Here is a 13173-nt window from a genome sequence, read left to right on the forward strand (position 1 = left end):
ACCCCGCTAACCGCCGGACGCCGTCCCCGCCTCACGGGGACGGCGTCCGCGTTCTCGATGCGGCCCCTCCGAGGCGGGGCGGGGCGGGGGTCAGGTTAGGTGGTGGGCTGTGTCGGGGCGGGGTGGGGGGACGGTGCCGGGGTGCAGGATCGCGGCTATCGTCTCCGCGCCGTCGACCAGGCGCGGGCCGGCGCGCACGATCAGCCCGTCCGCGTCCAGCGCCCACACCTGCGCGCCCGGGAAATGCCCGGCCACCGCGGCGGCCTGCTCGGCCGCGCCGTCGAGACGGAACCCGCACGGCGCCACCAGCACCACCTCCGGGCGGGCGGCTCGCAGGGCCTCCCAGGTGGTGGGCGTGGAGCGGGCGCCGCGATGGGTGCCCACCGGTTCGCCACCCGCGACGTCGACGAGGTCCGGGATCCAGTGCCCGGCGCCGAACGGCGGGTCCACCCACTCGACCACCGCGACCCGTGGCCGGGGCCGGCCCGCCACCGCCGCGCCGACCGCCGCGAGCCGGGCGCGCAGACCGTCGACCAGTGCCTCCGCGCGGTCCGGCACCCGGGCCGCCGCGCCGACCGCGCGGATCGACTCCAGCACGTCGTCCAGGGTGTACGGGTCGAGCGACAACACGTCGGCCCGGCATCCCAGGTGGTCCACGGCGTCGGCGACCCGGCCCGACGGCAGCGCGCAGACGCGGCACAGGTCCTGGGTGAGGATCAGGCCCGGGTCCAGCCCGGCCAGCGCGCCGGCGTGCAGCGTGTAGAGGTCGGCACCGGCCGCGACCTGCGCCCGGACGTACGAGTCGATGTCGCCGGGACTCATGCCCCGGGTGTCCCGGCCGCCGACCACCACTGTGGTGCCCGACCGGTAGCGCGCGGGCACCTCGCACTCGAAGGTGACGCCGACCAGGTCGTCGCCGAGGCCGAGCGCGTACGCGATCTCGGTGGCCGAGGGGAGCAGGGAGACCAGCCGCATGCCCGCCATCATGCCCCTCGCGCCGGCCGCCGCGCCCCGGGGCGGGTCCGGACCGGACATCGGGTCGCCCTCGGGCCTTGCCGGGACGCCGTACCCGCTTAGACTCTGCTGACTCCGCCGAGCCCCCCGGGCGGGTGTGCCGGGGTGCGTCGGCGCCCCGTTCCGGTCAGCCCGTCTGACCTGCGCTCCGGAGAACCCGATGAAGAGCCGTACCGCCGCCGTCCTGACCGTCCTCTGCGCGGCCACCGCGCTCACCGCCTGCGGTGACGACGAGCCCGCGCCGAAAGGCCAGCAGGTGCCGGTGACAGCCACCGACACCAGCTGCGAGGTCACCACCACGCTGTTCACCCCGGGCACAGTCACCTTCACCGTGACCAACCGGGGTCAGCAGGCCACCGGGGTCTACGTCTACGGCCGGGAGGGCGACGCCTTCACCAAGGTGATCGCCGAGGTCGCGGACGTGCCGGCGGGCCGTACCGGTGACCTGCGCGCGTCGCTGCAGACCGGCACGTACGAGGTGGCCTGCAAGCCCGGCCGGCAGGGCGACGGCGTGCGCACGAAGATCACCGTGTCCGACGACGGCAACCTCGCCAGCGCCGCGGCCGAGGTGGCCTACGACCGCTCGGTGACGATCGAGCTGACCGACGACGCGATGACCGGCGTGGACGCCCTGATCGCCGAGCCCGGCGAGAAGATCGCGTTCAAGGTGACGAACAAGACCGCCGGGGCCCGGACGCTGTACGTGCTCAACCCCGAGGGCAAGCGGGTCGCCGAGATGAAGGCCGAGGCCAACGGCACCGCCGAGACTGTGGTGACGCTGGGCGCGGCGGGGGACTGGTCGCTGAAGGTCAAGGGCGACGGGGTGCCGTCGGTGAGCAAGCCGCTGGTGGTCCGCTGAGGCACCGGGACGCCGATCCGAAGCCGGTCGATCCGGGTGCATCCACCGGGGACGGTCCGGGCGAAGCAGTGGTCGTGACGACAGTCACGGACCTGGTCGCTCCGACGAAAGGCTCCCCGATGAACATCGCTCGTCTCGCCGCCCGGCTGGCCGTGGGCGCCACCGCGACGGCGGTGGCCACCACCGCCGTCGCCGTGCCCGCCCAGGCCGGCGCCAAGCAGCCGGGTACGCGGTCGCTGGCCGCCGTGCTCACCGCCGACAAGAGCGGCTTCGACCGCGACTCGCGGGACTTCGACGTCCTCACCAGGGCGGTCCTGACGGTGCTGCGGGCCAAGCCGGACTCGCCGGTGAAGGTGCTCACCGACGGCACGGTCGCGCTGACCGCGTTCGTGCCGGACGACTACGCGTTCCGCGAGCTGGTGCGGGACATCACCGCCGCGAAGAAGCTGCCCGGCGAGAAGGCCGCGTTCGACGCGGTCGCCGGCCTGGGCGTGGACACCGTGGAGGACGTCCTGCTCTACCACGTCGTGCCCGGCGCGACGATCGACCGCAAGGCGGCGCTGAAGGCCGACGGCGTGGACCTGACCACCGCGCTCGGCGCCACCGTCGAGGTGGACGTGAAGCGCTGCTGGTACGGCCGCGAGGTGCGCCTGGTCGACGCCGACACCAGCGACCGTAACGCGAAGGTGGTGCGGTACGACATCAACAGGGGCAACAAGCAGATCGCGCACGCGGTGGACCGGGTGCTGCGCCCGATCGACCTGCCCTGAACCACCCCCGCCACGGCGCCCGGCACCCCCTGCCGGGCGCCGTCGGCGTGTGCCGCCCACCCGCGGCGTGACCTGGCGCTGGTGGGCGGCGCGAGCCGTGCCGTACGGTGCTCGCCGTGACCGCGCACGATCATGTCCCGCCCGGCCCCGTCGCCGTGCTCGCCAACCCGGACGCGGGCCGGGGGCGGCACCGCGGTCTGCTGCCCGGGATCCTGGAGCGCCTCGCCCGACCGGGCCGCCCGGTCGAGCTGCTGCGCGCGCGTACCCCCGAGGAGGCGGAGGCGGCGTGCCACGCCGCGGTCGCCGGCGGCGCCGGGGCGCTCGTCGCGGTGGGCGGCGACGGCACGGTGCACCGGGCGATGCAGGCGGTCGCCGGCACCGCTGTGCCGTTCGGGCCGGTCCCGGCGGGCACCGGCAACGACTTCGCGGTGGAGACCGGCTTCCCGGCCGACCCGACGGCCGCCGTCGAGGTGATCACCGCGGCGCTCGCCACCGGCCGCACCCGCCCGGTCGACCTGGCACGGCTGTCCCGGCCCGGCGAGGCGGACCGCTGGTTCGGCGCGGTGCTGGCGGCCGGCTTCGACGCGATCGTCAACGAACGCGCGAACCGGATGCGCTGGCCGCGCGGCCCTCGCCGGTACGACCTGGCGATAGTGGTGGAGCTGGCCCGGCTGCGGCCGCGCCGCTACCGGCTGGTCCTCGACGGGGTGGCGCAGGAGGTCGACGCGGTGCTGGTCGCTGTGGGCAACACGGCCAGCTACGGCGGCGGCATGCGGATCTGCCCGGACGCCGACCCGCACGACGGCCTGCTGGACGTGGTGGTCGGTGGGCGGTTCGACAGGCGCACGCTGATGCGGGTCAAGCCGCAGATCTACCAGGGCACCCACGTCACGCACCCGCTGGCGCGCGTCTACCGGGCGCGGACGGTGGAGCTGTCCGCCGACGGCATCACCACGTACGCCGACGGGGAACGCTCCCTCGACCTGCCGGTGACCGTCACCGCGGTGCCGGCGGCGCTGCGGCTGCTGCGCTGACCGCCGCCGGGTCCGGGGCACCCGGCGGGCCGGGCACGGGCGGCGGCGCGGGAGAAGGCGGCGGCGAGGACGACGGCGCAGGCGCGGCAGCGCGGACCGCGCCGGCGCTCGCGGCGACCACGAGCGCGATGGCGAGCACTTCGACCGGGCGCAGCGCCTGGCCGAGGACCAGCCAGCCGGCCACGGCGGCGATCGCCGGACCGAGACTCATCATCACCGCGAACGTCGCGGTCGGCAGCCGCCGCAGCGCGGCCAGTTCCAGGCTGTACGGCAGCACCGAGGCGAGCAGCGCCAGCCCGGTACCGAGCCCCAGCACCACCGGATCGGCCAGGCGACCGCCGCCGTCGGCCAGCCCGAACGGCAACGTGAGCAGCGCCGCGACGGTCAGCGCGAGCGCCAGCCCGTCCGCGCCGGGGAACCGTGCGCCGATCCGCGCCGAGCAGACGATGTACGCGGCCCACATGGCGCCCGCCGTCAGCGCCAGCGCGGCGCCGGCCGGGTCGAGCCGGTCGAACCCGCCCTGCCCGAGCAGGACCACCCCGGCCAGCGCCAGCGCGGCCCAGCACCAGGCGGCCACCCGGCGCGCGGCGATCACGGACAGCGCCAGCGGGCCGAGCACCTCCAGCGTGACGGCCGGGCCGAGCGGGATCCGCTCGATCGCCTGGTAGAAGATCGAGTTCATGCCGGCCAGGGCCAGCCCGAACGCCAGCACCGCCGCCCAGTCGCGTCGCCCGTACCCGCGTACCCGGGGGCGGCAGACCACGAGCATCAGCAGCGCGCCGATGGTCAGGCGCAACGTCACCGCCCCGGCCACCCCGGTACGCGGGAACAGCAGCGCGGCCAGCGCGGAGCCGAACTGCACCGACAGCGCCCCGCCGAGCACCAGCGCGACCCCGCCGAGCCGTCCCGGCGCACGCGGCGGCAAGGGGTGGGCACCGATCATGCCCCTGACGGTAGCCGGTGCGCCGCGGCGGGTTCGCGCCGCTGGGCAGGGGAACGCTCAGCCGGCCCCGGCCAGGTCCAGCACCGCGCCGAGCCCGTTCGGGCGGCCCGCGTCGGCGCAGGGCAGCACCAGCACCCCGCACCCGGCCGCCACCGCGCCCGCGTCGGCCGGCGTGTCGCCCACCATGAGCGTGCGCTCCGGGTCGACGCCGAGCATCCCGCAGGCCCGCAGGAAGATGCCCGGGTCCGGCTTGCAGCGCCCCACCTCGTACGACAGCGCGTACGCGTCGACGAGCGCGTCGAGGTCCCAGGCGGCGAACAGCGGCCGCAGGTCGAAGCCGATGTTGCTGACCACCGCCACCTTCACCCCGGCGGAGCGCAGCGCACCCAGCACCGGGGCGGTGTCCGGGTACGGCACCCAGCCCTCGGGCACCAGCACCCGCTCGTAGAGCGCGTCGGCGAACCCGTCGATGCCGGTGTCCACGGTCTCGGCCAGCCCGGTGTACGCGCCCCGGTGCGCGTGCGGGTAGAGGTCACGGTCGGCCCACAGCTCGGCCAGCCGGGGCGGCACCCGTGCCGGCAGCGGGCCGCCGGCACGCCCGGCGGTGAGCAGCCGGTCGGCCAGCGACGTGGCCCGGATCCGGTCCAGCTCCACGCCGCAGGCGGACGCGGCGGCGAGCACCCAGGCCCGCGGCTCCTCCACCTGGGCGAGGGTGCCGTGGAAGTCGAAGAGCACCGCCTCCACGGGCCGGCGGGACGGGCCCGGGCGGACGGCGTCGTCGGCGCCGCTCGAGGCGTGGGGCAGTTCGGTACGGTCCGGCACGTCGTGCACCCTACCGACCGCTCCGACCGTCCTGCCGGATGGCCTTGACCGGTACTCCTCGGCAGCACCGATTAATCTTGGATCCATGTCGAGCCCCGCCGAGCGGTACGCCGCGGCGCGCCGCCGGGCCGCGCAGGCCTCCGCCTTCCCGGCCCTGGACGAATTCTCCCTGGATCTCGGGTTCGATCTCGACGACTTCCAGCGCGAGGCGTGCGAGGCGCTGGAGCGCGGCAGCGGCGTGCTCGTCTGCGCGCCCACCGGCGCCGGCAAGACCGTGGTGGGCGAGTTCGCGGTGCACCTGGCGCTGCGGGGCCGGCCCGGCGGCGACGCGCCCGCGACCCGGCGCAAGTGCTTCTACACCACGCCGATCAAGGCGCTGTCCAACCAGAAGTACCACGACCTGGTGGACCGCTACGGCGCCGAGCAGGTCGGCCTGCTCACCGGCGACAACGCGATCAACGGCGACGCGCCGGTGGTGGTGATGACCACCGAGGTGCTGCGCAACATGCTCTACGCCGGCTCGGCCACCCTCGAAGGCCTGGCGTACGTGGTGATGGACGAGGTCCACTACCTGGCCGACCGGTTCCGCGGCGGGGTCTGGGAAGAGGTGATCATCCACCTGCCCGAGTCGGTCACGCTCGTGTCGCTGTCGGCCACCGTCTCCAACGCCGAGGAGTTCGCCGACTGGCTGGTCACCGTACGCGGAGAGACCGCCGTGGTGGTCTCCGAGCACCGCCCGGTGCCGCTGTGGCAGCACATGCTCGTCGGCAAGCGGATGTTCGACCTGTTCCACGACGCCGACGCGGCCCGCAAGCACGACGTGCACCCCGAGCTGCTGCGCTACACCCGCGACACGATGCGCCGCCTGGAGCTGGGCGAGGGCCGCAGCGCCGGCCCGGGGGGCGGGCGGCGCGGCCCCCGGTGGCGGGGCCCGATGCGCCCGGACGTCGTCGACCGGCTCGACCGGGAGGGGCTGCTCCCGGCCATCCTGTTCATCTTCAGCCGGGCCGGCTGCGACGCCGCCGTGCAGCAGTGCCTCGCCGCCGGGCTGCGGCTCACCTCGCCTGACGAACGCGCGGAGATCCGCCGGGTGGTCGAGTCCCGGGTCACCGCCATCCCCGGCGAGGACCTGTCGGTGCTCGGCTACTGGGAGTGGCTCGACGGCCTGGAGCGCGGCCTGGCCGCGCACCACGCCGGCATGCTCCCGGCGTTCAAGGAGGTCGTCGAGGAGCTGTTCGTCCGCGGGCTGGTCAAGGCCGTCTTCGCCACCGAGACGCTCGCGCTGGGCATCAACATGCCGGCCCGCTGCGTGGTGCTGGAACGGCTGGTGAAGTTCAACGGCGAGGCCCACGTCGACCTCACCCCCGGCGAGTACACCCAGCTCACCGGCCGGGCCGGCCGCCGGGGCATCGACGTGGAGGGCCACGCGGTGGTCGTCTGGTCGCCGGAGACCGACCCCCGGCACGTCGCCGGGCTCGCCTCCACCCGCACCTACCCGCTGCGCTCCAGCTTCCGGCCGTCGTACAACATGGCCGTCAACCTGGTCGGCAGCGTCGGCGCGGCGCCGGCCCGGGAACTCCTGGAGTCCTCGTTCGCGCAGTTCCAGGCCGACCGGTCGGTGGTCGGCCTGGCCCGGCAGGTGCAGCGCAACACCGAGACCATCGACGCGTACGGCGTGGAGGCCGCCTGCCACCACGGCGACTTCGACGAGTACTTCGCGCTGCGGGTGGCGATCGCCGACCGGGAACGGGCCATCGCCCGGCAGGGGCAGACGCAGCGCAAGGCGGCGGCCGTCGCCTCGCTGGAGCGGCTGCGGGTCGGTGACGTGATCCGGGTGCCGTCCGGGCGGCGGGCCGGCCTGGCGGTGGTGCTGGACCCGGCCACCGGCGGGTTCGGCGAGCCCCGGCCGCTGGTCCTCACCCAGGACCGCTGGGCCGGGCGGGTCACCCCCGGTGACTTCACCACACCGGCCGAGGTACTCACCCGCATCCGGGTGCCGAAGCACTTCAACCACCGCTCGCCCGCGGCCCGGCGGGATCTGGCCGCCGCGGTCAGCGGCACCGGCCTGGACCGGCACGGCGGCCGCCGGGGCGGCCGGTCCCGTCAGGCGGTGGGCGAGGACCACCGGCTCAGCCAGCTCCGCGTGGAGCTGCGCGCGCACCCGTGTCACGCCTGCCCGGACCGGGAGGAGCACGCCCGCTGGGCGGAGCGGCGGCGCCGGCTGGAACGCGACACCGAGGAGCTGCGTCAGCGGGTGTCCGGGCGGACCGGCTCGCTGGCCCGCACCTTCGACCGGATCGTCGCGTTGCTGACGGCGCGCGGCTACCTGGCCGCCGACGGCGAGGTCACCGACGCCGGGCGGATGCTGGCCCGGATCTGGACCGAGGCGGATCTGCTGGTGGCCGAGTGCCTGCGCCGCCGGGTGTGGGACGGCCTGTCCCCGGCCGAGCTGGCCGCCGCCGTGTCGGTGGTGGTCTTCGAGGCCCGTCGGGACGTCGACGAGCGGGCGTCCCTGCCGCGCGGCGCGGTGGCCGACGCGGTGGACGAGACGCTCAAGCTGTGGGGCGACATCGAGGCGGACGAGGCGGCGCGCGGCCTGGCCGTGACCCGGGAGCCGGATCTCGGGTTCGCCTGGCCGATCTACCGGTGGGCGCGCGGCGAGGCGCTGGCGAAGGTGCTGGCCAGTGGTCACCAGATCGACGGGGAGATGCCGGCGGGCGACTTCGTCCGCTGGGCGCGCCAGGTGGTCGACCTGCTCGGGCAGGTCGCCGACTCGGGTGGCGCCTCGGCCGAGCTGCGCGGCACCGCCCGGCAGGCCATCGCGGCGGTCAACCGGGGCGTGCTGGCCTACCACGCCTCCGCCTAACGGTCACTTTCGGTCACCGGTTGCCGGAAACCGACGCACCGCTGCGTCACGGCGTTGCCACCCCACGAATTGTCGGGGGGCCGATGTGCGCCCTGGTCAGGGCCTGTCCCATCATTGCCCGGGGCGCCCTGGGTCGCGCTCGGCCGATGGTGGGGGAAGGACGTCGTGGGCGAGATCAATCACTTTGAGTACGGGTGGATCACACCCGCGCTCAGCTACGCGCTGTCAGTGCTCGGCTCGGCGCTCGGGCTGGTCTGCGCCGGGCGGATCCGGACCGCCACCAGTGCCGGCCAGCGGGCCTGGTGGGGCCTGCTCGCCGCGTGGGCGATGGGCGGCACGGCCATCTGGGCCATGCACTTCATGGCGATGCTCGGCTTCGCCGTCGGCGGCACCCGGATCCGCTACGACGTGCCGCTGACGGCCGCCAGCACGGCGATCGCGGTGGCGTCGGTCGGCATCGGGCTGGCGATCGTGGGCACCGGCCGGCTCGCCGCGCCCCGGCTGCTCGCCGGCGGGTTCTTCACCGGCGCCGGGGTGGCCGCCATGCACTACACCGGCATGGCCGCCATGCGCCTGGACGGCTCACTCGGCTACGACCCGCTGCGGGTGACGCTGTCGGTGGTCATCGCGATCGTGGCCGCCACCGTGGCGCTCTGGCTGGCGATGACCGTCCGGCGCGCGCTCGCCATCGCCGCCTCGGCGCTGGTCATGGGCATCGCGGTCAACGGGATGCACTTCACCGGGATGAGCGCGCTGTCGGTGCACCTGCACGAGAGCCGCGGCCCGGCATCCGGCACCGAGGTGAGCGGTCTGCTGGTGCCGATCGTGCTGGCAGTGGTCTTCGGCGTGGTCGGGCTCGTCTACGCGCTGCTCGCCGCGCCGTCGGACGACGACCGGGCCGGGGCCGCCTACGTCAGCTCGCGGCTCGGCGAGGCCCCGCCGGCCGGCGCTGCCGCGCCCGCGCCGGACCCGGTCGGTCTGCGCGCCCACTCGACGCTGGCCCAGCCCGGCGCCCAGTTCCCGTCCCGCCGGAGCACCGATCGCCGGTCGTGATCAACTGATCACGACCGGTCGCCCGCCAGCGCGTCGACCAGGCGGCGGCACGACCCGGCCAGGTTCCAGCGCTGCGCCAGCTCCAGCAGCCGGTCCGGGTCGGCGGGCGACGCCGGCAGTGCCGGGTCCAGCTCGGGCAGCGGCACGTCGGTGGCGACCCGGACCACCTTCGGCGCCACGGCCAGGTAGTCGCGGGCCGCGTCGAGCTTGGCCCGCAGCCCCGGCGCGAAACCGGAACGGGGGTCGTCCAGCGCGGCCAGGATGCCGTCCAGCCCGCCGTAGCGGTCGATCAGCCGGGCGGCGGTCTTCTCGCCGACCCCGGCGACGCCGGGCAGCCCGTCGCTGGGGTCGCCGCGCAGCGCCGCGAAGTCGGCGTACCGGTCGGCCGGCACGCCGTAGCGGGTGCGGACCGCCGCGTCGTCGCAGTCGTCCAGCTTGGCCACGCCCCGGCCGACGTAGAGCAGGCGCACCGGGTGCGCGTCGTCGACGAGCTGGAACAGGTCGCGGTCTCCGGAGACCACCTCGACCGGGCCCGGCTGGGTCACCGCGAGCGTGCCGAGCACGTCGTCGGCCTCGTAGCCGGTGGCCCCCACGGCCGGGATGCCGAGCGCGTCCAGCACCTCCAGGATCATCGGCACCTGCGGGGACAACGTGTCCGGCACGACCTCGCCACCCTCGGGCGCGACCCGGTGCGCCTTGTACGACGGCAGCAGCTCCACCCGCCACGCCGGCCGCCAGTCGTGGTCGAGCGCGCAGATCATCCGGTCGGGCCGGCGGGTGCGCACGAGCTGGGCGAGCATGTCGAGGAAGCCGCGCACGGCGTTCACCGGCTGGCCGTCGCCGGTCTTCGCGGCGGACTCGGGGATGCCGAAGTAGGCGCGGAAGTAGAGGCTGGGGGAGTCGATCAGGAGGATCGGCTGTCGGTGTGCCACGCGGACAAGCCTTCCACAGCCCTGCGACGGGATGGGGGAGGCGACCGCCGGACCGGAAAGCCGGGCACGCGACGGGCCTCCGATGCGCAGACTGGCGGGGTGAGCTTCGTACCCGGCCTGATCCTGGCCCGCCTGTTCCACGACGAGGTGGTGGGTCCGCTGCTGGCGCGGCGGCTGCCCGGCCTGCCGTACTCCGCAGCCTTGCTCGACGGCGGCTCCGAGCTGCTCGGCCTCGACACGCCCCGCTCCACCGACCACGACTGGGGTCCGCGTACCCAGGTCTTCGTGGCGGACGCGCGCGACGTCGCGCCGGTACGGGCGGTGCTGGACGCGGAGTTGCCGGCGCGGTTCCTCGACTGGCCGACCCGGTACGCGGGCGGCCCGGCGGCGCGGCTCGGCACGGTCCGCGCCGACGGCGACCGGCACGGCGTGACGGTGGACGAACTCGGCGGATGGCTGCGGGAGCGGCTCGGCGCCGACCCGCGCGCCGGACTGACGGCGGCGGACTGGCTGGCGACGCCGACGCAGCGGCTGGCCGAGCTGACCGGGGGAGCGGTGTTCCACGACGGGCTCGACGGCGCGCTCACCGGCGTCCGGGCCCGGCTTGCCTGGTATCCGGACGACGTGTGGCGGTACGTGCTCGCCTCCGGATGGCAGCGGGTCGCGCAGGCCGAGCACCTGGCCGGCCGGTGCGCCGAGGTCGGCGACGAACTCGGCAGCCGGGTCGTGGTCGCCGGTCTGGCCCGGGACCTGATGCGCCTCGGCCTGCTGCTGCACCGCCGCTGGCCCCCGTACGCGAAATGGCTCGGCACGGTTTCCGCGGCGCTGCCGGACGCGGCGCCGGTGGTGGACGGGCTCGCCGCCGCGCTCGGCCCGGGTGACTGGGCGGCCCGCGAGCCCGGCCTGGTCCGGGCGCTGGAGACGGTGGCCGGCTGGACCAACGACGCCGCGCTGGCGCCGTCGGTGGACCCGGCCGCCCGGCCGTTCCACGCCCGGCCGTTCCTGGTGCTGCACGCCTGCCGGTTCGTCGAGACGCTGCGTGCCGCCATCACCGTCCCGGAGCTGCGCGACCGCCCGCCGGTGGGCGCTGTGGACCAGTACGTGGACAGCGTGGACGTGCTCACCCACCCCGACCGTGCCCGCCGGGTGGCGGCGGCGGTTGTCGGCCCCCCGGTGGGGGCCTAGACTCCGATTCGAGTCGCATCGACCCGCGACTGTCTATCTCGTCTCCGAGGGTCCGGGCCGCCCGTCGCAGGCGCCTCGCCGGCGAGAACGCCGAGACACACGGCGTTCCCACCACCGAGGAGAACAGCATGCTGTCCAGAAGGAGCAGACTCCGGCTGCTCGGCGCGGCGCTGGCCGCCGCCGGGCTCGCCGCCGGGGCGGCGCTCGCCGTTCCCGGGCCGGCCTCGGCCGCCGCGCTGACCGAGGTGACGAACTTCGGCGCCAACCCGAGCAACCTGCGCATGTACCTGTACGTCCCGGACGCCGTCGCGGCCCGTCCCGGGCTGCTCGTGGTGAACCACTACTGCACCGGCAGCGGCCCGGCCATGTACTCCGGCACCCAGTTCGCGGCGCTCGCCGACCGGTACGGCTACATCGTGGTCTACCCGTCGGTGACCCGCAGCAGCAAGTGCTTCGACGTCTCCTCGCCGCAGGCGCTGCGCCGCGACGGCGGCAGCGACCCGGTGGGCATCAAGTCGATGGTGGACTACGTGCGGCAGCGCTACCCGGTCGACTCGCAGCGGATCTTCACCACCGGCACCTCGTCCGGCGCGATGATGACGAACGTGCTGCTCGGCGACTACCCGGACGTGTTCCGGGCCGGCGCCGCCTTCGCCGGTGTGCCGTTCGGCTGCTTCGCCACCACCAACGGCTCGGAGTGGAACAGCGAGTGCGCCAACGGCCAGGTGCTGAAGACCCCGCAGCAGTGGGGTGACCTGGTGCGCAACGCGTATCCGGGCTACCCCGGCCCGCGTCCGCGGATGCAGGTCTGGCACGGCACCGACGACGAGACGCTGCGCTACCCGAACTTCGGCGAGCAGATCGACCAGTGGACGAACGTGAACGGGCTGAGCCAGACGCCCGTGTACACGGACAGTCCGCAGGCCGGCTACACGCGTACCCGTTACGGCGGCACCGGTGGCGCCGCGACAGTCGAGGCGATCAGCATGCAGGGCGTCTCGCACAACCTGCCGGTCGACGCGGCCCAGGCGATCCGCTTCTTCGGCCTGGACAACGCCCAGCCGCCGACCACCGCGCCACCCACCACGCCTCCGCCGACGACGGCACCGCCCACGACGCCGCCGCCCACCACGGCACCGCCGACCACACCGCCGCCGTCGGGGGCCTGCCGGGTCGGGTACGTGGTGAACGCCTGGAACACCGGGCTGACCGCGTCCGTGACGATCACGAACACGGCCACCTCGCCGGTCACCGGCTGGAGCCTGGCCTTCACCCTGCCGGGCGGGCAGACGATCACCGGGGGCTGGAACGCCACGTACGCGCCGGCCAGTGGGGCGGTGACCGCCCGCAACGTCTCCTACAACGGCACCGTCGCGCCGGGCGGCTCGGTGACCATCGGCTTCCAGGCCACCCACGCCGGCAACACCGGTAGTCCGGCCGCGTTCACGCTCAACGGCAGCCCCTGCGCCGTCGCCTGAATCCGCTGACCCGGGCCGCCGGTCGGGGTGGCGGCATCGCTCCGCGCGGACGCCGCCACCCCGCACGCCGGATGCGAACCTGGTGAGAGGCTTTGTTCCGGACTTTTCACAAGGCGCGAAAAAAGTAGCGGGTGAGGCATCCGGGAATTGACATGCGCCACTGCGTCCGGGGATGGTCCACCGCACGGGCGGGCACCGGTCATCCGGCCGGAACCCG

The 13173-nt window shown here is 75.0% G+C and carries 11 protein-coding genes; 7 read left to right on the top strand and 4 right to left on the bottom strand.

Annotation, left to right across the window (positions count from 1 at the left end; genetic code table 11):
- Positions 1 to 90 precede the first annotated feature (90 nt).
- Positions 91 to 1035 (bottom strand): ABC transporter substrate-binding protein, encoded by a 945-nt coding sequence (locus O7622_RS18520; RefSeq protein WP_282309415.1) that lies wholly within the window; start codon positions 1033 to 1035, stop codon positions 91 to 93.
- A gap of 139 nt (positions 1036 to 1174) precedes the next feature.
- Between O7622_RS18520 and O7622_RS18525 the strand changes: the two genes are divergently transcribed.
- The 3 genes from O7622_RS18525 to O7622_RS18535 all read left to right on the top strand — a co-directional run bounded on the left by O7622_RS18525 (position 1175) and on the right by O7622_RS18535 (position 3677).
- Positions 1175 to 1873 (top strand): hypothetical protein, encoded by a 699-nt coding sequence (locus tag O7622_RS18525; RefSeq protein WP_282309416.1) that lies wholly within the window; start codon positions 1175 to 1177, stop codon positions 1871 to 1873.
- Between the two features lie 119 nt (positions 1874 to 1992).
- On the top strand, positions 1993 to 2643 hold the full coding sequence (locus O7622_RS18530) for a fasciclin domain-containing protein (protein WP_282309417.1): 651 nt from the start codon (positions 1993 to 1995) through the stop codon (positions 2641 to 2643).
- Positions 2644 to 2750: 107 nt separating this feature from the next.
- Positions 2751 to 3677 (top strand): diacylglycerol kinase family protein, encoded by a 927-nt coding sequence (locus O7622_RS18535; RefSeq protein WP_282309418.1) that lies wholly within the window; start codon positions 2751 to 2753, stop codon positions 3675 to 3677.
- On the opposite strand, the gene O7622_RS18540 is transcribed toward O7622_RS18535, so the two are convergent.
- Positions 3640 to 4620, bottom strand: a complete 981-nt coding sequence (locus O7622_RS18540) for an EamA family transporter (protein WP_282309419.1) — start codon at positions 4618 to 4620, stop codon at positions 3640 to 3642. The two genes, O7622_RS18535 and O7622_RS18540, sit on opposite strands and share 38 nt — an antisense overlap.
- A 57-nt stretch (positions 4621 to 4677) precedes the next feature.
- The gene (locus O7622_RS18545; protein WP_282314176.1) at positions 4678 to 5424 is read right to left on the bottom strand and encodes an HAD-IA family hydrolase; all 747 of its coding nucleotides are present in this window, start codon (positions 5422 to 5424) and stop codon (positions 4678 to 4680) included.
- 103 nt (positions 5425 to 5527) lie between these two features.
- Here O7622_RS18545 and O7622_RS18550 point away from each other — a divergent pair, with 103 nt between their 5' ends.
- Positions 5528 to 8308, top strand: coding sequence for a DEAD/DEAH box helicase (locus O7622_RS18550; RefSeq protein WP_282309420.1), 2781 nt, complete (start codon positions 5528 to 5530; stop codon positions 8306 to 8308).
- A 165-nt stretch (positions 8309 to 8473) separates the two neighbouring features.
- Positions 8474 to 9361, top strand: a complete 888-nt coding sequence (locus tag O7622_RS18555) for an MHYT domain-containing protein (RefSeq protein WP_282309421.1) — start codon at positions 8474 to 8476, stop codon at positions 9359 to 9361.
- 8 nt (positions 9362 to 9369) lie between these two features.
- Here the strand turns inward: O7622_RS18555 and O7622_RS18560 are convergent, their stop codons facing one another.
- On the bottom strand, positions 9370 to 10293 hold the full coding sequence (locus tag O7622_RS18560; RefSeq protein ID WP_135239974.1) for a 5'-3' exonuclease: 924 nt from the start codon (positions 10291 to 10293) through the stop codon (positions 9370 to 9372).
- A gap of 99 nt (positions 10294 to 10392) precedes the next feature.
- On the opposite strand from O7622_RS18560, the gene O7622_RS18565 reads away from it, so the two are divergent.
- On the top strand, positions 10393 to 11478 hold the full coding sequence (locus O7622_RS18565; RefSeq protein WP_282309422.1) for a DUF4037 domain-containing protein: 1086 nt from the start codon (positions 10393 to 10395) through the stop codon (positions 11476 to 11478).
- Positions 11479 to 11606: 128 nt separating this feature from the next.
- The gene (locus O7622_RS18570; protein WP_282309423.1) at positions 11607 to 12956 is read left to right on the top strand and encodes a PHB depolymerase family esterase; all 1350 of its coding nucleotides are present in this window, start codon (positions 11607 to 11609) and stop codon (positions 12954 to 12956) included.
- Positions 12957 to 13173: the final 217 nt, after the last annotated feature.

Source organism: Micromonospora sp. WMMD1076 (genome assembly GCF_029581475.1).
Taxonomy (GTDB): domain Bacteria; phylum Actinomycetota; class Actinomycetes; order Mycobacteriales; family Micromonosporaceae; genus Micromonospora; species Micromonospora aurantiaca.